The sequence below is a fragment of the Tabrizicola sp. genome, from assembly GCF_016793705.1.
Taxonomy (GTDB): Bacteria; Pseudomonadota; Alphaproteobacteria; order Rhodobacterales; family Rhodobacteraceae; genus Tabrizicola.
Genome location: NZ_JAEULO010000001.1, coordinates 1 through 17,389, shown reverse-complemented (window position 1 = coordinate 17,389; position 17,389 = coordinate 1). Strand labels below are relative to the sequence as shown.

16 protein-coding genes, 1 tRNA gene and 1 pseudogene are annotated in these 17,389 nt (G+C 66.1%); 9 read left to right on the top strand and 9 right to left on the bottom strand.

Annotated features, from left to right (window positions below; translation table 11 throughout):
• Positions 1–13 precede the first annotated feature (13 nt).
• The 4 genes from ileS to argB form a co-directional block, all read right to left on the bottom strand.
• Entirely contained in the window at positions 14–2,974 is a 2,961-nt protein-coding gene (gene ileS / locus JNJ68_RS00090) for an isoleucine--tRNA ligase (protein ID WP_294977555.1), read from the bottom strand.
• A 355-nt stretch (positions 2,975–3,329) separates the two neighbouring features.
• Positions 3,330–3,833 (bottom strand): histidine phosphatase family protein, encoded by a 504-nt coding sequence (locus JNJ68_RS00085; RefSeq protein ID WP_294977554.1) that lies wholly within the window; start codon positions 3,831–3,833, stop codon positions 3,330–3,332.
• Entirely contained in the window at positions 3,830–4,501 is a 672-nt protein-coding gene (locus JNJ68_RS00080; RefSeq protein WP_294977553.1) for a ferredoxin, read from the bottom strand. Before JNJ68_RS00080 ends, JNJ68_RS00085 begins: the two co-directional genes overlap by 4 nt.
• A gap of 126 nt (positions 4,502–4,627) precedes the next feature.
• Entirely contained in the window at positions 4,628–5,527 is a 900-nt protein-coding gene (gene argB / locus JNJ68_RS00075) for an acetylglutamate kinase (RefSeq protein WP_294977551.1), read from the bottom strand.
• Positions 5,528–5,630: 103 nt separating this feature from the next.
• On the opposite strand from argB, the gene JNJ68_RS00070 reads away from it, so the two are divergent.
• Entirely contained in the window at positions 5,631–6,362 is a 732-nt protein-coding gene (locus JNJ68_RS00070; RefSeq protein WP_294977550.1) for an SDR family oxidoreductase, read from the top strand.
• Here the strand turns inward: JNJ68_RS00070 and JNJ68_RS00065 are convergent.
• On the bottom strand, positions 6,359–8,026 hold the full coding sequence (locus JNJ68_RS00065) for a pentapeptide repeat-containing protein (RefSeq protein ID WP_294977548.1): 1,668 nt from the start codon (positions 8,024–8,026) through the stop codon (positions 6,359–6,361). The two genes, JNJ68_RS00070 and JNJ68_RS00065, sit on opposite strands and share 4 nt — an antisense overlap.
• Positions 8,027–8,125: 99 nt before the next feature.
• On the opposite strand from JNJ68_RS00065, the gene ttcA reads away from it, so the two are divergent.
• From ttcA to yihA, 5 genes are all read left to right on the top strand, one after another.
• Positions 8,126–8,998, top strand: a complete 873-nt coding sequence (gene ttcA, locus JNJ68_RS00060; RefSeq protein WP_294977547.1) for a tRNA 2-thiocytidine(32) synthetase TtcA — start codon at positions 8,126–8,128, stop codon at positions 8,996–8,998.
• A gap of 76 nt (positions 8,999–9,074) precedes the next feature.
• Complete coding sequence (locus tag JNJ68_RS00055) at positions 9,075–10,556, top strand: bifunctional diguanylate cyclase/phosphodiesterase (RefSeq protein ID WP_294977545.1); 1,482 nt, start codon at positions 9,075–9,077, stop codon at positions 10,554–10,556.
• 208 nt (positions 10,557–10,764) lie between these two features.
• Positions 10,765–12,615 carry a membrane protein insertase YidC gene (gene yidC / locus JNJ68_RS00050; protein ID WP_294977543.1) on the top strand — a complete coding sequence of 617 codons (1,851 nt, stop codon included), beginning with the start codon at positions 10,765–10,767 and terminating at the stop codon, positions 12,613–12,615.
• Positions 12,612–13,358, top strand: coding sequence for an MOSC domain-containing protein (locus tag JNJ68_RS00045; protein WP_294977541.1), 747 nt, complete (start codon positions 12,612–12,614; stop codon positions 13,356–13,358). The genes yidC and JNJ68_RS00045 overlap by 4 nt, the downstream gene beginning before the upstream one ends.
• A complete protein-coding gene (gene yihA / locus JNJ68_RS00040) occupies positions 13,355–14,005 on the top strand; it encodes a ribosome biogenesis GTP-binding protein YihA/YsxC (RefSeq protein ID WP_294977540.1) in 651 nt (216 codons plus the stop codon). Before JNJ68_RS00045 ends, yihA begins: the two co-directional genes overlap by 4 nt.
• Position 14,006: 1 nt before the next feature.
• Here yihA and yidD read toward each other — a convergent pair whose 3' ends face one another.
• Genes yidD through rpmH form a run of 3 tightly spaced genes read right to left on the bottom strand, consistent with a single transcriptional unit; the run spans position 14,007 to position 14,826 of the window.
• A complete protein-coding gene (yidD, locus tag JNJ68_RS00035) occupies positions 14,007–14,255 on the bottom strand; it encodes a membrane protein insertion efficiency factor YidD (RefSeq protein ID WP_294977537.1) in 249 nt (82 codons plus the stop codon).
• Positions 14,252–14,659, bottom strand: coding sequence for a ribonuclease P protein component (gene rnpA / locus JNJ68_RS00030; RefSeq protein ID WP_294977536.1), 408 nt, complete (start codon positions 14,657–14,659; stop codon positions 14,252–14,254). Before rnpA ends, yidD begins: the two co-directional genes overlap by 4 nt.
• Before the next feature lie 32 nt (positions 14,660–14,691).
• Entirely contained in the window at positions 14,692–14,826 is a 135-nt protein-coding gene (rpmH, locus tag JNJ68_RS00025; RefSeq protein WP_103259146.1) for a 50S ribosomal protein L34, read from the bottom strand.
• Between the two features lie 359 nt (positions 14,827–15,185).
• Here rpmH and JNJ68_RS00020 point away from each other — a divergent pair, with 359 nt between their 5' ends.
• The 3 genes and pseudogenes from JNJ68_RS00020 to JNJ68_RS00010 all read left to right on the top strand — a co-directional run.
• Positions 15,186–16,526 (top strand): HAMP domain-containing sensor histidine kinase, encoded by a 1,341-nt coding sequence (locus JNJ68_RS00020; RefSeq protein WP_294977796.1) that lies wholly within the window; start codon positions 15,186–15,188, stop codon positions 16,524–16,526.
• A 49-nt stretch (positions 16,527–16,575) separates the two neighbouring features.
• A tRNA-Arg gene (locus JNJ68_RS00015) sits at positions 16,576–16,652 on the top strand.
• Between the two features lie 355 nt (positions 16,653–17,007).
• Positions 17,008–17,235, top strand: a pseudogene (locus JNJ68_RS00010) (integrase core domain-containing protein); the annotation flags it as partial.
• A gap of 13 nt (positions 17,236–17,248) precedes the next feature.
• Here the strand turns inward: JNJ68_RS00010 and JNJ68_RS00005 are convergent.
• On the bottom strand, positions 17,249–17,389 hold a 141-nt coding region (locus JNJ68_RS00005; RefSeq protein WP_294977794.1), incomplete at its 5' end, for an MOFRL family protein.

Sequence of the window (17,389 nt, the reverse complement as noted above, 5' to 3'; positions counted from 1 at the left end):
GAAGTTTTTCCCCTCAACCCAGGGCGTCGTTGCAACGCTGGCAGGTGCCGGGGTGCTTGTGCGTGCCGACATCGGGCAGGATCTTCCAGCAGCGTTCGCATTTCTGGCCCTTCGCGGGTTCGAACACCACCGCCACCTGCGGCACATCAGCCAGAGCGAAAGCTCCTTCGGGCACCGGCCTGGTCGACAGCCAGACGCAGGAGGTGATGCAGACCTCCTCGAAGGTGATGGTCTCCAGCAGCGCCATCATCTCGGGCGTCACGAACACCTCCGGCGCGGCTTCCAGCGACGAACCGATCACCTTGGCCGTCCGCTGCACCTCCAGCGCCCCCGTCACCACGCGGCGCACGTCGCGGATCGTCTCCCACTTCGCCGCCAATGCCTCGTCGCGCCATTCCTCGGGCGTCTCGGGGAAGTCGACCAGATGCACCGAGCTGTCCTCACCCGGGAACCGCTCCAGCCAGACCTCCTCCATCGTGAAGACCAGCACCGGCGCCAGCCAGGTCGTCAGCCGGTGGAACAGGATATCCATCACCGTCCGGCAGGCCCGCCGGGTCAGGCTCGTGGCCGGATCGCAATACAGGCTGTCCTTGCGGATGTCGAAATAGACCGCCGACAGGTCCGTGGTGCAGAAGGTGAACAGCTTCTGGAACACCCCCTGGAAGTCGTAGGCGGCATAACCCGCGCGCACCTCGCCGTCCAGCTCGGCAAGACGATGCAGCACCCAGCGCTCTAGCTCCGGCATCTGCGCCACGTCCACCCGCTCGGCCTCGGTGAACCCCGCCAGCGCCCCCAGCATGTAGCGCATGGTGTTCCGCAGCCGCCGGTAGCTGTCGGCGACCCCTTTCAGGATCTCCTTCCCGATCCGCAGGTCCACCGTATAATCCGACTGCGCCACCCAGAGCCGCAGGATATCCGCGCCGTATTCGCCGATCACCGCCTGCGGCGCGACGGTGTTCCCCAGCGACTTGGACATCTTCATGCCCTTCTCGTCCAGCGTGAAGCCATGGGTCAGCACGCCCCGGTAAGGCGCCCGCCCCTTGGTCCCGCAGGCCTGAAGCAGCGAGGAATGGAACCAGCCGCGGTGCTGGTCGGTGCCTTCCAGATAGAGGTCCGCGATCCCGTCCGCCGCGCCATCCTCGCGGTCGCGCAGCACGAAGGCATGGGTCGAGCCGGAGTCGAACCAGACGTCCAGCACATCGTAGACCTGTTCATAATCCGACGGATTCACGATCCCATCAAGCATGCGCTCCTTGAATCCTTGCACATACCAGACATCCGCGCCCTCGGCCTCGAAAGCCGCCCTGATCCGCGCGTTCACCTCCGGGTTCTTCAGCAGGAAGTCCGCCGCATCCGGCCGCGCGCCCTTCTTCACAAAACAGGTCAGCGGCACCCCCCAGGCGCGCTGCCGCGACAGCACCCAGTCGGGCCGCGCCTCGATCATCGAATTGAGCCGGTTCCGCCCGGTGGCCGGGGTCCACTCGACCAGCTGGTTGATCGAGGTCAGCGCCCGGCGGCGGATCGTGTCGCCATAGGTCCCCAGCCCGTCGTCGAGCTTGCGGTCGATGGCCACGAACCACTGCGGCGTGTTGCGGTAGATCACCGGCGCCTTCGACCGCCAGGAATGCGGATAGGAATGCTTGAGCTTCCCCTTGGCAAACAGCGCACCAGAATAGGCCAACTGCTTGATCACGCTGACGTTGGCCGGGCCTTCCTTGCCCTCGGGCGTGATGATGTGCTGCCCGCCGAACAAGGGCAGGTCGGCCCGGTAGGACCCGTCCGCCTCGACGTTGTAGGTCATCTTCAGGTCTGGGTAGTCTGATCCCTGAAACTTGACGAACAGCTGATAGTCGTCATCCCCGTGGGAAGGAGCAGTATGCACGAACCCCGTCCCCGCATCGTCGGTAACATGCTCGCCGGGGAGCATCGGGACGTCGTAGTCCCACTCACGATTGCCGCCCTCAACGCCCCGGAATGGATGGGCGAGAAGGAACGGGAACAAATCCAGATGCCTTGCGTCGAGTGCAAAAAGCTTCTCAACGCCCTCAACCTTTGCTGATCCAAACACGGCATCAGCCAGAGCGTCCGCAACGATGACTTTCTCACCAACTATTGCAGCACTGTTCTCACCGACGGCTTTGATCTCAAAGACTGAATAATCAATCTCAGGATTGAAGGCGACAGCTCTATTCTGTGGGATAGTCCAAGGGGTTGTCGTCCAGATCACGACGCTTGCGGACATCAGCGCATCGTGATGCGACTTCGGGAACGCTGGGCCGCAATGCGCGCCCCGAACCGGAAACCGCACCCACACCTGATGGCTCGTATGGTCGTGATACTCCACCTCCGCCTCGGCCAGCGCGGTCTTCTCGACCGGCGACCACATCACCGGCTTCGACCCCTGATACAGCGAGCCGTTCATCAGGAACTTCATGAACTCGTCGGCGATCACCGCCTCGGCATGATAGTCCATCGTAAGATAGGGCCGGTCCCACTTCCCCGTGACCCCCAGCCGCTTGAACTCCTCGCGCTGTACGTCGATCCAGCCCTCGGCGAACTTGCGGCATTCCTGGCGGAAGGCCACGGTATCCACATCGTCCTTGTTCAGCCCCTTGGCGCGGTACTGCTCCTCGATCTTCCACTCGATCGGTAACCCGTGGCAGTCCCAGCCCGGCACATAGCGGGCATCGCGGCCCATCATCTGCTGGCTGCGCACCACCATGTCCTTCAAGACCTTGTTCAGCGCGTGGCCGATGTGCAGATGCCCGTTGGCATAGGGAGGCCCGTCATGCAGCACGAAGGGCACCCGCCCCGCCGCAGACGACCGCAGCCGGTCATAGACCCCGATCCGCTCCCAGCGCGCCAGCCACTCCGGCTCGCGCTGGGGCAGGCCCGCCCGCATCGGGAAGGCGGTCTCGGGCAGGAAGACGGTGTCGCGGTAGTCGACGGAAGGGGCGGCGGTATCGGCGCACATGGAGAGGGAACCTCAAAATCAGGGGCAGGTCGGCCCGGACCGGGCCAGCGGCAAGACGTCAGACCCGGCGGCTGGACCTCAGCCCGCCGGGCAAGTAATTCGCGCGCGAAGAACCCGTCCCATCTGCATGGGCGGCCTTATAGACAAAGGCCCCACAAGGGTCCAGCCCGCCCCATGCCTTTCGAGAGTATGCCAAGACGCTCCGGCGGAAATGGGGGTTAAAAGCTCCCTGTGCCCGCGCCGTCCCGCTCGATCTCGCTGCCGCCCCGGCCTGCGGGACGTTAACAAATCCTGTACGCCCGCAAGCAAGCATCTGTAATCATTTACAGATCACATTTTGTCCACCGTGGACAGATCAGGCCGCGATCTCACGCGGGACGATGAAATCGACGGCGACCCCCGATCCGAATCCCACGTCGGACCAGTCTCCGATATCGAAGTCCGCGACCAGGGTCGCCCCGGTCGGATAGCGCTGGAACTCCGCGTTCGCGGGCGGGTGCGCCACCAGCCGCGCCGCGAATTCCGCGATGCCGGGATTGTGGCCGATCATCATCACCACCTCCGCCTGCGCATGGCGAAGGACCGCCATCATCACGTCCGGCCCGGCATGGTAGAGCGCGGGCTTCAGCTCCAGCACCGGCGTCCCCGGCAGCGCGGGCGCGATCCCCGAGAAGGTCTTCCGGGTCCGCAGCGCGTCGGAACACAGCACCTCGCCCGGAATGTAGTCGCGGCTGGCGAGCCACTGCCCCAGGTCCGCCGCCGCCGCCTTGCCGCGGTCGTTCAGCGGGCGGTCATGGTCGGGAGTCATCGGGTCGTCCCAGGAGGATTTCGCGTGCCGCGTCAGGATCAACCGCTTCATCTGTGGAACTGCCCCATGTGATAGGCCGACTGTTCCGGCAGTCTTGCATAGCTTTGCGACACCGGGCAAGCGCGGCGCACGAGGCAACCGCCGGTCAGGCACTCCGCTCCCTCGGGCCGGTCGAGGAAAGCGTGGCAGGCGGGCACGTCATAGCCCGCCGCCGTGATCGCCCCCGCCGGGCAGGCGGTCAGGCAGGGGGCGTCGCAGGTCTCGCAGGACTTCGCAGCCGGTGGTGGCAGGTCCACCGCCTCCTTCAGTGCCAGCGCCCCCCGGAAGCTGACCATCAGCCCCTGCCCCGCATGGACGAGCAGCCGCACCGGGCTCTCCCAGACCCGCCCCGTCCGCAGCGCCCATTGGTAGTAGGGATGCCAAGGCGGCCCGCCGAAGGGGAAGAGCGCCTTGGCCCCAAGGTCACACGCGATCCGCCCGATCACCCGCCGAGACCAGCGGTCGACCGGATCGGGCTGTCCATCCCATTCCGGCTGCACCGTCAGATGCGCCCAGAAGCCTGGCTCCTTCGGCCCGAGCATCAGCAGGGTCCGTGTCCCCGCAGGAAAACCCGCCTCGCCCTCGGCCACGGCCACGGCGAAGCCGCCGAGCACCTCCAGCCGCTCTTCCGCCAGCCGGTCCGCCAGCGCCGGAAGCGAAAGGGTCTTCTGTCCTGCCATGTCCAACCCGGCCCTTGCCGCCCGCTGCCAGACTACCGCGTCCCCGCGGGGAATCCGGTCGTGAAACGACACGACACCGTCGGCGAGAGACCTGAGACGGAACCCGTCTCGGCGCGGCCCTGCCCTTCAGCGGCGGACATGCGGCTTGACCCGCGGCTCGGTTGATCGGATCTGGCTCCCGGCGCCGTGGTCGGTGAACAGCTCCAGGAGGCAGGCGTTCGGCACCTTTCCGTCCAGAATCGTCACCGCCCGGGTGCCCGCTTCGATCGCCATCAGCGCCGTTTCCGTCTTCGGGATCATCCCGCCAGAGATCACGCCTTCCTCCGTCATGCGGCGGATTTCCTCGGGCGTGATCTGGGTCATCACCTGGCCCGAGGCATCCTTCACCCCCGGCACGTCGGTCAGAAGCAACAGCCGATCCGCCTGCAATGCCCCCGCAATCGCCCCCGCCGCTGTGTCGCCGTTCACGTTGAAGGTCTCGTTGTCCTTCATCCCCGTCGCAACCGGGGCGACCACCGGGATGATCCCGGCGTTGTAGAGGTCGCGCAGCACCTGCACGTTCATCTCCACCGGGCGGCCGACGTAGCCCAGTTCCGGATCGTCCGCCTCGCAGACCATCAGGTCGTCGTCCTTGCCGGAAATGCCCACGGCCCTGCCACCCGCGTCCATGATCGCCTGGACGATCCGCTTGTTCACAAGGCCCGACAGGATCATCTCGACGACCTGCACCGTCGCCTTGTCCGTCACCCGCTTGCCGCGCACGAATTCCGACTTGATGCCCAGCTTCTGCAGCATCTCGTTGATCATCGGCCCGCCACCGTGGACTACCACCGGATGCACGCCCACCTGCTTCATCAGCACGATGTCACGGGCGAATTCCGCCATCGCCGCATCATCGCCCATCGCATTGCCGCCGAACTTCACGACCACCACCGCACCCTCGAAGCGCTGAAGGTAGGGAAGCGCCTCGGACAGCATCTTGGCGGTGGTCTTGGCGTCTTCCACGGTCAGGGTCTGCTGTTTCATCGGGGCCTCCTTGCTTTCGCGCCGCATACGGCTTTTCCACCCCCCTGCCAAGCCTTGCCTTCCGCCATGGGCAGCGTAGCTTGGCCGCCAAAGGAGAATGCCGATGTCCGAACAGAAGACGCTCGTGCTGACCGGCGCAAGCCGCGGGATCGGGCACGCCACCGTCAAGCGGTTTTCGGCCGAGGGCTGGCGCGTCCTGACCTGCTCGCGCCAGCCATTCGATGCGCGCTGCCCCTGGCCGGGAGGTGAGGCGAACCATATCGAGATCGACCTCGCCGACCCGAACAAGACCATCGCCGCCATCGACACGATCAAGGAAAAGGTTGGGGGCCGCGTCCATGCCCTTGTCAACAATGCCGGAATCAGCCCCAAGGGCCCTGGCGGAGGGCGGCTGAACACGCTGGACACCGACCTGCGCACCTGGGGGCATGTGTTCCATGTCAACTTCTTCTCCAGCGTCATCCTGGCCCGTGGCCTGCGCGAGGAGCTGACCGCCGCGAAGGGCAGCATCGTCAACGTGACCTCCATCGCCGGGTCGCGGGTGCATCCTTTCGCGGGCGCGGCCTATGCCACGTCGAAGGCGGCGCTGGCCGCACTGACGCGGGAAATGGCGCATGACTTCGGACCCCTGGGCGTGCGCGTCAACGCGATTGCGCCGGGAGAGGTGGAGACCTCCATCCTGTCGCCCGGCACCGAGAAGATCGTGGAAAGGCTGCCGATGCAGCGCCTGGGCCAGCCGCGCGAGGTGGCGGATGTGATCTGGTTCCTGTGCTCCGACCAGTCGAGCTACATCTCCGGCGCCGAGATCGAGGTCAACGGCGCGCAGCATGTCTAGGGACCGAACTCCGCGATCCGGGTGATGCGGAACGGGGCGGCGCCGTTGGAGCGCGCGGCGAGGTCTTCCGGTGTATAGGCATCCTGCACCACCATGATCGCGCTGAGGTCGGCGGGGTCCAGCGGGTCCAGCCGGAACAGCTCGGGCCGGAAGGTCTCGGGGGCGGCAGCCTTGGCAAGACGGGTCAGGAAATCATCGCCGAAGACCACTGCGCCAGCGAAATCGGTCCGCTTCAGCGCAACGCCGGTGAAGTCGGCGTCGAGGATCACCGTGCCGTCGAAGGTGGCAGCCGAGAGGTCGGCCCCGGCGAAGGTCACGCCATCCAGAAGCGCCCCGTCGAAGCTGGCCGCTGTCAGCGCCGCGCCCGAGAAATCGCTTGCGCTGATCGTCGCGCGGTTGAAGTCGGCGCCCGACAGCCGGGTCATCGCCAGTCCGGTCTGGGCCGGAAGCGGTGGCAGCACCTTATCCGGCGTCAGCGCGGCAAAGCGGGTGCGACTGATATGGGCGCGGCGGAAACGGGCGTTCTCCAGGATCGCCGAGCCGAAATCGCATTCCACCAGATAGCTGCCCGAGAAATTCGCATAAGACAGCCGCGCCTGCTGCGCCGTGATCAGCGACAGATCGGTGGATTTCAGCATCGCATGGTCCAGCGTCAGGCCCGCGAAGGTGAACAGCTCCAGGTTCCGCAAGCCGCTGGAGACCATGACGCGCAGAAGCTGCCCCCGTTCCGGGCTGGCGGGACGGTCGAGCAGATATGTGCCCTCGGGCCGGTCCGCCCAGCCGAAATAGGCCTCCAGCTTCGGGTAGCCCTCGCCCAGATCGGTCCGGCGGCGTTGCAGGGCCTGGCGCAAGCCGTCGGTCGCATCCTCCTCATGCAGCCCGGTGTCGAGGAAGCGGTAGGGCATCAGCGCGCGCGAAATCGAGACGATGCGCAGGAACAGGCTGCGGTCGAGGTCGGTGGCGGGGTCGAGCACGTTGAACGGGTTGGCGAGGTCCGTCCCGTGCACCCGGTCGACCACCTTGCCCAGTTCCGCCGCGATCTCGGTGATCTCCACCGCCAGCGCGGCATTGCGCGAGGCCTCGGCCAGCTGCACATCGGTCTGGATCAGCTGGGTCTGCTCCTGGATGCGCAGGTTCTGCTCGCGCAGGAGGTCGGTCTGGGCGGCGATCAGCTGGTTCTGCTTGAAGAGAAGCGCCGTGCCAGCAAGCGCCGCCATGGCCGCGATCAGCGCGGTCAGCGCGGCGATGATCCAGCGCCGGGTGGTGATCCAGGCGTAGCGGGCCAGCACCATCGCCACCAGGTCGCGGGCGGCAGTTGTGGCACCGCCGGGATCACGGTCGATGGCCCGGTCGGCGATGCGGGCCAGCGGGTCGGCGATCTGCTCCAGCGCCACCTCGGCATGGCCGAAAAGGCGGCTGAGGATCGTCCTGCGCAGTGCGAAGATCAGGATACCCAGGATCAGCACGACCAGAAGCGCGGACAGGAAGACCGACAGGATCAGCCCGGCGCTGTCCTCCAGGAACCCGGTCGCGGTGTAGGCCCCAAGGATACCCGCCGCGAGGCCGAAGGCGAAGAACAGGATGCCCATGCCGCCGGGCAGCAGGCTGCCGCGTGTCACTGACCCGCCTTTCGCAGGGTCCGGCTGGCTTTCCGGCACCGTCATTGCCCCTTCCCGCGTCCCGCGGGCCCACGTCCCACGGGATTGACGATGACAAAGCGCGCCCGTTATGGCAATCGGCTTGCCATGCCGCAGGGGACGCCCATGCTCGACGACACCGATGACATCCATCCGCTGTTCCACGGCGCGCCGAAGGGGCTGGAGTTTCGCAAGCTGAGGAAGCGCCTGGTGCAACAGGTGCGCGAGGCAGTGGACACCTATGGCATGGCGAAGCCGGGGGACCGCTGGCTGGTCTGCCTTTCGGGCGGCAAGGACAGCTATACGCTGCTGGCGATCCTGCACGAGCTTAAGTGGCGCGGGCTGCTGCCGGTGGAGCTTCTGGCCTGCAACCTTGACCAGGGCCAGCCGGGCTTTCCGGCGACCGTCCTGCCGGAGTTCCTGACCCGGATGGGGGTGGAGCACCGGATCGACTATCAGGACACCTATTCGGTGGTCATCGACAAGATCAAGCCGGGCGGGACCATGTGTTCGCTGTGTTCGCGCCTGCGACGGGGCAACCTCTACCGGATCGCGCGGGAGGAGGGCTGTTCGACCGTGGTGCTGGGCCACCACCGCGACGACATTCTTGAGACTTTCTTCATGAACCTGTTTCACGGCGGGCGCCTGGCCTCGATGCCGCCGCGGCTTCTGAACGAGGATGGCGACCTCTTCGTCGCCCGGCCGCTGGCCTTCGTCTCGGAGGAGGATTGCGGAAAGTTCGCGCAAGGCATGGGCTATCCGATCATCCCCTGCGACCTCTGTGGCAGTCAGGAAGGCTTGCAACGCGCTCAGGTGAAGAAGCTGCTGGACGAGTGGGAGGCGCGGACCCCGGGGCGGCGGCAGGTGATGTTCCGGTCCTTGATGAACGTGCGGCCCTCGCATCTGGCCGATCCGGCGCTGTTCGACTTCGCCGGGCTTGCTGCGGCGCTCGCTCCGGCAGATGGCGACAATTCTTCGCAACTTTCCGATGAGCGTTAAGGAACCGATCATGAACATCGGCCTAGCCTGACCCCGAACCGCGGGTCTGACGCCCGCACACAGGGGGACGGTCGCCATGATCTTCGCGCTTGCACGCTTGCTGGATCATTGGCGGCAGATTGCCGCAATGGTACCGGTGGTGGGCCTTGCAGCCTACTGGGCGGGGGGGGAAGTCGTCCTGACGGGGTTGGCGGCGGCACTGCCGCTGGCGGCCCTCTCCCTGGGCCGGACCCCGCGGCCAAGACTGCCCGAAGCGGTGTCGGATCGGGTCATCGCCCGGCTCGACGCCACGCTGGCCGACACCGCAGGGGGCGCGACGGGCTGCTTGGTCATCCAGTTCGACGACCCCGCCGATCTGTGCGGCCGCCTGGGACGCGCCCGCCAGTCTGAACTGCTGGCGGCCTGCATCGCCCGACTGCGCGGCGCGCTGCGTCCGGGCGACATCCTCTTCCCGCTTGAAGACGGCAGCCTTGCCATCACGCTGGCCCAGGCGCCCCGGCTGGATATTGAGATCATGGTGCGGATCGCGGCGCGACTGCATCTGGCGGTACAGCAGCCGATGACGCTGACAAGCGGGCCGGTGCAAGTGACATGCTCCATCGGCTTCTGTCATTCCCCGCAACTGCACCACCCGACAGGCCGCGCGCTTCTTGATGCTGCACAGCTTGCAGGGGACGAGGCCGCGCAGTTTCGGCCCGGCGCCATTCGCGCCTATTCGGCAGGCCTCGCCCGCGCCCGCGCCGACCGGGACGCACTCCGCGCCGGATTCGCCAGCGCGGTCGAAAAGGGCGAGATTCGCGCCTGGTTCCAGCCGCAGCTTTCCACCGACAGCGGAGAGGTGTCGGGAATCGAGGCGCTGGTGCGCTGGCACCACCCCGATCGCGGCCTCTTGGCGCCGGGGGGGTTCCTGCCCGCCCTCGAAGGCACCGACCTGTTGGAACTTCTGGGCCAGACAATGCTCACGCAGTCGCTGGCAGCGCTGGCCGAACTCGACCGCCTGGGCCTGCGGGTTCCCGCCGTCGCGGTAAACTTCTCGGCGCAGGAGTTGCGCGACCCCGAATTGCCCGAACGCCTGCGCTGGACGCTTGACCGCTTTCATCTGGCACCCTCACGGCTGACGGTCGAAGTGCTTGAATCGGTGATTGCCGGCGACGGGGACGAGGTCATCGCCGCAAACATCAGCCGAATCGCCACCATGGGGTCCGGGGTCGATCTGGACGATTTCGGGACTGGCAATGCCTCGATCACCGCGATCCGCCGCTTCGCGCTGAACCGGCTGAAGATCGACCGCAGCTTCGTGCGCGAGGTCGACCAGAGCCGCGAGCAACAGAAGCTGGTGATGGCGATCCTGTCTCTCGCCGAACGGCTCGGGCTGGAGACTCTGGCCGAGGGCGTGGAGACGCAAGGGGAACACGCCCTGCTCGCGCAACTCGGCTGCGGTCATGTGCAGGGCTACGTCATCGCCCGGCCGATGCCGATCGCGGAGCTGACCAACTGGCTTTTCGCGCACCGTGAGCAGCAGGCCAGCGCTCTGCGCATCGGCCTGACGACCCGGTAGGTCGAGCGGGCTCCGGTCTGGGGCGTCGGTGTCCCGGGGAATCGGCCTCGTGCGCCGCGTCGGGCCGGCATGACCGGTAGTGCCCGGCGGCTGGCGCTGCCCGTGAATTGATCGCCCGGCTTGGCGCGCCGGGGCGAAACCGCTTGACCTTTGCCCGCCCCTGTCGTTGAAGCACCGCTGATCCGATGGTCCGCAGGGTGGTTGGCGCATGGAAGAGCAGAACAACAAGAACCTGATCCTGGCTATGGTCCTGAGCGCCATGGTGATGATCGTCTGGTTCATCTTCTTCCCGCCGCCGGAACCGCCCGCGGAGCAGGCCACCACCGCCGCGACCGCCGATGTCGCCGCCCCGGCAACCACCCCTGCCGCCACCACTGCAGAGGGCACGACCGCTCCCGCCGCCAGCGCAGAGGTGGTCGAGGCCCCGCGGCTGAAGATCGACACTCCGACGCTCTCGGGCACCATCTCGCTGGCCGGGGCACGCATCGACGATCTGTCGCTGAAGACTTACCGCGAAACCCTGGACCCGACCTCGCCCGAAGTGCGCCTGCTGTCGCCGGTCGGGCAGGAGCATCCCTATTACGCCTTGATGGGCTGGGCCCCCGGCACCGGGACCACTGCGGGCGACCTGCCCGACGCCCGCACGGAATGGGCACTTGCAAGCGGCGACCAGCTTGCCCCCGGCAAGCCCGTCATCCTGACCTGGGCCAACGGCAAGGGCCTGAGATTCCGCCGCGAAATCTCGGTCGACGAGAAGTTTCTTTTCACCGTGACCGACAGCGTGAAGAATGACGGCGCCGCCCCCGCCTCGCTTTATCCCTATGGCGTGATCGCCCGGCACGGCCTGCCGCCGATGCAGAGCATATTTGTCGTCCACGAAGGCATGGTGCGCAGCGCCGACGGCAAGCTGGAAGAGACCCGCTACAAGGACATCGTCAAGCTGGACGAAGTGCCCGCCGAGCAGGCCGCCGCCGAACTGGTCAGTGCCGAGGGCGCGGGCTGGATCGGCTTCACCGACCACTACTGGATGACCGCACTGGTTCCCGAACAGGGCAAGCCCTTCACCGAGGTGACCAAGCATGTCGCCTCTGCCGACATCTACCAGACCGAGATCCGCCAGCCGGTGCAGACCCTCGCCCCGGGGGCCGAGATCACCAACCGGATCCAGCTCTTCGCCGGCGCGAAGGAATGGGCGACGATCCGCGCCTATGACAACGACGGTACGATCCCCGGCTTCATCGATTCGATCGACTGGGGCTGGTTCTTCTTCCTGACGAAGCCGATCTTCGCGGTCCTGCACTGGCTGCACGGGATCATCGGCAACATGGGGCTGTCGATCATCGGGCTGACCTTCTTCCTCAAGTTCCTGGTCCTGCCGCTGGCCTACAAGTCCTATGTCTCGATGGCGCGGATGAAGGAATTGCAGCCGGAGATGGAGGCGCTGAAAGAGCGCGCGGGCGAGGACAAGCAGAAGCTGCAACGCGAGATGATGCAGCTCTACAAGGACAAGAAGGTGAATCCCGCTGCGGGCTGCCTGCCGATCCTGATCCAGATCCCGATCTTCTTCAGCCTCTACAAGGTGATCTTCGTCACCATCGAGTTGCGTCACGCGCCGTTCTTCGGCTGGCTGAAGGACCTCTCGGCGCCCGATCCGTCCTCGCTTTACAACTTCTTCGGCCTCCTGCCCTGGGATGCGCCGGTGCAGGGCAGCCTTCTGCACCTGATCTTCATCGGGGTGCTGCCGATCCTGCTCGGCATCACCATGTGGCTGCAACAGAAGCTGAACCCGGCGCCGACCGACCCGGTCCAGGCCTCGATCTTCGCCTGGATGCCCTGGGTCTTCATGTTCATGCTGGGGGGGTTCGCCTCGGGCCTTGTGGTCTACTGGATCACCAACAACACGATCACTTTCGTTCAGCAGTACCTGATCATGTGGAGCCACGGGAAACGGCCCGACATCTTTGGCAACATCAGGTCGGCGAAGGCCGCGAAGGTAGAGGCGAAGGCTGCCTCAGCGAACTCTACATCCCCGCCAACGAAGAAATCCGGCAAGAAATGACCATCCGGCTGGCCCATATCTGCCGGCACCCGATCAAGGCTTACGGACGCGAGACACTCGCGTCCGTTCGTCTTTCGGCAGGTGAGGGCCTGCCCTTCGACCGGGAATGGGCCGTCGCGCATGAGGTGGCAAAGCTCGCCTCTGGCTGGAACGCCTGCATGAACTTCACGCGCGGCGCCAAGGCTCCGGCGCTGATGGCAGTGACGGCCAGGCTGGACGAAGCGGAGCGGCGCGTGACGCTTGCGCATCCCACTGCGGGCGAGATCACCGTCGCCCCGGACGATGCCGCCGACCAGGCGCGGCTCGTCGCCTGGGCCGAGTCGCTGATCCCGGCCGGACGCGCCCGTCCGGCAACGGTCTTCCGTGCCGGGGTCGCGCTGACCGACAGCGACTTTCCCTCGGTCTCGGTGCTGTCGCTCGCCTCGCTTGCCGAGTTGTCCGGGCGGATGGGATTGGACCTTTCGATCCACCGCTGGCGCGCGAATCTCTGGCTGGAGGGCTCAGAGCCCTGGGCGGAATGGGGCTGGATCGGCCAGCGGTTCCGCCTGGGCGATGCGGTGCTGGAGGTGGTCGAACGGATCACCCGCTGCGCAGCAACCACCGTCGACCCCGGGACCGGCGTGGTGCGGGGCGACACGCTCGCCGCGCTGGAAACCGGCTATGGTCACAAGGATTTCGGCGTCTACGCCCGGGTTATCGAGGGCGGCGTGATCGCCTTGGGACAGGACTGGAGAGCGGCATGACGATGACCTTCACCCAGGCCCCCGAGCCCGAGGAAGACGCCCGCGAAGCCGGGCGGCTGTTGTTCGCTGGCCCTGTGACCTTCGTGAAGGGCGTGGTCGCGATGCCCGGCTTGCCGCCTGCCGACCGGCTGGAGGTCTGCTTTGCCGGCCGGTCGAACGTAGGAAAATCCAGCCTCATCAATGCACTGACAGGCCGGAAGACGCTTGCTCGGGCCTCGAACACGCCGGGCCGGACACAAGAGATCAACTACTTCGCCTTGGGCGAGGAACGCTATCTGGTGGACCTGCCCGGCTATGGCTATGCCGAGGCCCCAGTGGCGGTGGTCGCGAAGTGGCAGGCGCTGTTGAAGCAGTATCTCTCAGGCCGGGCCACCCTGCGGCGGGCTTTCGTGCTGGTCGATGCCCGGCACGGGGTGAAGGCGGTGGACGAGGAGATTCTGAAGCTGCTCGACCGCAGCGCCGTAACCTTCCAGGCGGTCCTGACGAAGGTCGACAAGATCAACCGCACCGAACGCGCCGCGGTGATCGAACAGGTCAAGGGCGCCCTGGCCAAGCATCCGGCGGCCTACCCCGAGATCGTGGTGACAAGCTCCGAGAAGGGCGAAGGGATCGAAACGCTCCGGGCGCTGATCGCGACGATGGAATGATCTATCGACCCGCATCGTGGTCGGGGTCCGCCCCCGGCACCGGGTCATAGCCCTGCCCACCCCAGGGATGACAGCGGCAGATACGGTGCGCGGCGAGGTAGCCGCCCTTCAACGCGCCATGCCGCTCCAGCGCCTCCAGCGCATAGGCCGAGCAGGTGGGCTGATACCGGCAGCCGTGCCCGACCCAGGGCGACAGGAAAAGCCGGTAGGCCCGCACGGGAACAGCCACCAGATGAGCAAGCGGCGTCATGGCCTTGCCCGGTGCACGGAATGCAGGGCTTTCCGCAGATCAGCGCATAACTCGTCATAGGGCCGGGTCACGGTTGCCTCGGGCCGGGCGACGAGGACATAGTCCCAGCCGGGCGTGGCAGCGGGAGCGAGGATCTCACGCGCCAAGGCCCGCAGGCGGCGCTTGGCCCTGTTGCGCAGGACGGCGTTGCCGATCTTCTTCGACGCAGTGAAGCCAATGCGCGCCACCGCATCACCATCGGCGCGGTCGCGGGCCTGCAAAAGGAACCCGTCCGTGCCCTGCCGACGCGCAGAGGCAGCCTTCAGGAAATCCGCACGCTTCGTCAGCATGCAAAGCGAAACCGCCGGAGAGCCAGCAGGCGCTTCGGCAGCGATGCCTTGGCCCTGGATCTCCGGCGGTGTCATTCGCGAACCCTGACGCCCTGACGGGCGGTAGATCAGGCGGTCAGCTTGTGACGGCCCTTGGCGCGGCGGGCGGCCAGGACCAGACGGCCGTTCTTGGTGGCCATGCGCGCCCGGAAGCCGTGGCGGCGCTTGCGAACCAGGTTCGACGGTTGAAAGGTGCGCTTCATCGCGGCTCTCCATTCGACGTGGCCCGAACCCCGCATGGATTCGAGGGCCGGTAACTTGAAGTCCGTCCTTTACGGGCGGTCGCGCCCCAAGTCAACGTCGCCCGTGCGGATTTCCGGCAACAATTCCGCTGTCTGCCAAAGCTCCCGTTCCGATGAGGCGGCGGACTCCGGGAGAGGTTTCCAAACGCGCCGCGGGCGCCTATTTTAGCCGCAAGTTGTTTCACGATCCACCGTTGCCGCACTTGGCGCAACGCTGGATGCCCTGAAGCCGGACAAGGAAGGTTCGGGTGACCGAAAGACGCAGGAGCTTTCTCAAGACGCTTTCGGGACGCTTCCTGATCCTGACCGTGATCTTCGTCATGCTGGCCGAGGTGCTGATCTTCGTGCCCTCCATCGCACGCTTCCGGGCCGATTTCATGCTGACCCGATTGAAACAGGCTCAGATCGCTGCGTTGACCCAACTCGCGGCCGAAGACATGGTGTCACCCGATCTGGAGAGGGAGCTTCTGGCCAATGCCGAGGTCTACAACGTTGTCCTGCGCCGCAACGAGGTCCGGCAGCTGGTCCTGTCCTCGCCCATCCCCGGAGAAATTCACGAGACCTATGACCTGCGTATGGCCGGCCCCTGGGAGTTGATCCGGGACGCCTTCGCCTGCCTTGTCGACCCGACGGATCGGGTGGTGCGCGTCATCGGCTATCCGGTCCAGGACGCTGGCACGCTGATCGAGGTCACGATGGACACCAAGCCGATGCGCGAGGCGATGCTGGACTACGGGTTGCGCATCCTGGCGCTGTCGGCGCTGATCTCGGTCGTCACCGCGTTCCTCTTGTTCCTCGCCGTGCGGCGGCTCATCGTCCTGCCGATCCGCCGGGTGGTGCGGCACATGCAGACCTATGCCGAGGCGCCCGAGGATGCTCGGCGGGTGATCGAACCCACGGCGGACGTCGAGGAACTGCGGATCGCCGAGGAAGCCTTGCAGTCGATGCAGACCCAGCTGACCGGCAACCTGAGGCAGAAGGAGAGGCTGGCCCAGCTTGGCAGCGCGGTGGCGAAGATCAGCCACGACCTGCGCAACATCCTGACCACCGCCCAGCTTTTCGCCGACCGGCTGGAGGGCAGCGCCGATCCTACCGTGGCGCGTGCGGCACCGAAGCTCATCGGCTCGATCAGCCGGGCGGTATCCTTGTGCGAATCGACCTTGGCCTTCGGCAAGGCCGAGGAACCGCCACCCCAGCTCCGCCGGGTGAATCTGGCGCAACTGGTCGGCGAGGTCGCCGAGGGCGAGGGCCTGGGGACCGAGACAACGATCACCTGTCTGATCGACGTGCCCCCCGGCCTGATGATCCGTGCCGATGGCGAGCAGCTTTACCGAGTGCTCTCGAACCTGATCCGCAACGCGCGGCAGGCGATCGAGCCGACCGGACAGCCAGGGACTATCGAAGTGTCGGGCGGCGAGGACGAACATGAATGGTGGGTTCGAGTGGGCGATACCGGCCCCGGCCTGCCGCAGAAAGCACGCGAGCACCTGTTCGCGGCCTTCCAGGGTGGCGCGCGCAAAGGCGGCACCGGCCTCGGCCTCGCCATCGCCGCCGAACTGGTGCGCGGTCACGGCGGGCGGCTGGAACTTGCGCGCAGTGACGCCGAGGGCACGGAATTTGCGATCCACCTGCCGAAGGGTACAACTGACACCGCCGGATGATTTCGCCCTTGCATTGCCCTCCCGGCAAGGCTACATCGCCCGGCATTGCGGACCCGTAGCTCAGCTGGATAGAGCATCAGACTACGAATCTGAGGGTCGGGCGTTCGAATCGCTCCGGGTCCGCCAGAAAATACAAGGGCTTAGGCGAGATTGCCTAAGCCTTTTGTTTTTGCTGGCTACCACCGGGCTACCATGATCGCATATTTCGTGCGCATTCCGGTCGGATCGCGACCTGCCGGGTGCTGGGCACGACGGGCCAAGAGAACTACATCCCCGCGCGCCGGGAAAGCGCGGGGGGAACCCTCTGGCGAAAAATTTGACCATTCCCCTCTGCGCGAAAAGGAAGGGGGCGGGATAGGCAGGCCGTGGGCAGCGCTAGCTGTTTGATCCCAGGGTTTGATGGTGCGATCCTTTCGGCGGGATGGAAGGAAGCACTATGGGACAAGTTCGTCACGGCAGACCAAACCCGATCACTCGTAGAACCAACGGCCAGGTCGAGCGGATGAACCGCACGATCAAGGACGCGACCATCAAGCGCTTCCACTAAGACAGCCGCGATCAGCCACGAACCCACCTCGCGGACTTCCTGGCAGCCTACAACTTCGCCCGGCGGCTCAAGACCCTCGGCGGCCTCACACCCTACGAATGCATCTGCAAGGTCTGGACCTCAGAGCCGGATCACCACCAGATGCCGGGACTGAACACCTAGCGCTGGCCTCATGTCACCCTGGTGGCAGGATGAGGATTGCGCGGAAGTCGTTGACGTTGGTGAGGGTGGGGCCGGTGACGACCTGCGCGGCCGCGCGGGCGAAGAAGCCGTGGGCGTCGTTGCGGGCCAGCGCCTCGGCGGCGCCGGGGGTGGC

Excerpts from the sequence above, each read along its gene's own strand:
- ileS (WP_294977555.1), bottom strand. The coding sequence starts at position 2,974 with ATGTGCGCCGATACCGCCGCCCCTTCCGTCGACTACCGCGACACCGTC.
- rpmH (WP_103259146.1), bottom strand. The coding sequence starts at position 14,826 with ATGAAGCGCACCTTTCAACCGTCGAACCTGGTTCGCAAGCGCCGCCAC.
- JNJ68_RS00085 (WP_294977554.1), bottom strand. The coding sequence starts at position 3,833 with ATGAAGCGGTTGATCCTGACGCGGCACGCGAAATCCTCCTGGGACGAC.
- JNJ68_RS00055 (WP_294977545.1), top strand. The coding sequence starts at position 9,075 with ATGATCTTCGCGCTTGCACGCTTGCTGGATCATTGGCGGCAGATTGCC.
- rnpA (WP_294977536.1), bottom strand. The coding sequence starts at position 14,659 with ATGACACCGCCGGAGATCCAGGGCCAAGGCATCGCTGCCGAAGCGCCT.
- JNJ68_RS00080 (WP_294977553.1), bottom strand. The coding sequence starts at position 4,501 with ATGGCAGGACAGAAGACCCTTTCGCTTCCGGCGCTGGCGGACCGGCTG.
- JNJ68_RS00070 (WP_294977550.1), top strand. The coding sequence starts at position 5,631 with ATGTCCGAACAGAAGACGCTCGTGCTGACCGGCGCAAGCCGCGGGATC.
- yidC (WP_294977543.1), top strand. The coding sequence starts at position 10,765 with ATGGAAGAGCAGAACAACAAGAACCTGATCCTGGCTATGGTCCTGAGC.
- yidD (WP_294977537.1), bottom strand. The coding sequence starts at position 14,255 with ATGACGCCGCTTGCTCATCTGGTGGCTGTTCCCGTGCGGGCCTACCGG.
- JNJ68_RS00020 (WP_294977796.1), top strand. The coding sequence starts at position 15,186 with ATGCTGGCCGAGGTGCTGATCTTCGTGCCCTCCATCGCACGCTTCCGG.
- argB (WP_294977551.1), bottom strand. The coding sequence starts at position 5,527 with ATGAAACAGCAGACCCTGACCGTGGAAGACGCCAAGACCACCGCCAAG.
- JNJ68_RS00045 (WP_294977541.1), top strand. The coding sequence starts at position 12,612 with ATGACCATCCGGCTGGCCCATATCTGCCGGCACCCGATCAAGGCTTAC.
- JNJ68_RS00065 (WP_294977548.1), bottom strand. The coding sequence starts at position 8,026 with ATGACGGTGCCGGAAAGCCAGCCGGACCCTGCGAAAGGCGGGTCAGTG.
- ttcA (WP_294977547.1), top strand. The coding sequence starts at position 8,126 with ATGCTCGACGACACCGATGACATCCATCCGCTGTTCCACGGCGCGCCG.
- yihA (WP_294977540.1), top strand. The coding sequence starts at position 13,355 with ATGACGATGACCTTCACCCAGGCCCCCGAGCCCGAGGAAGACGCCCGC.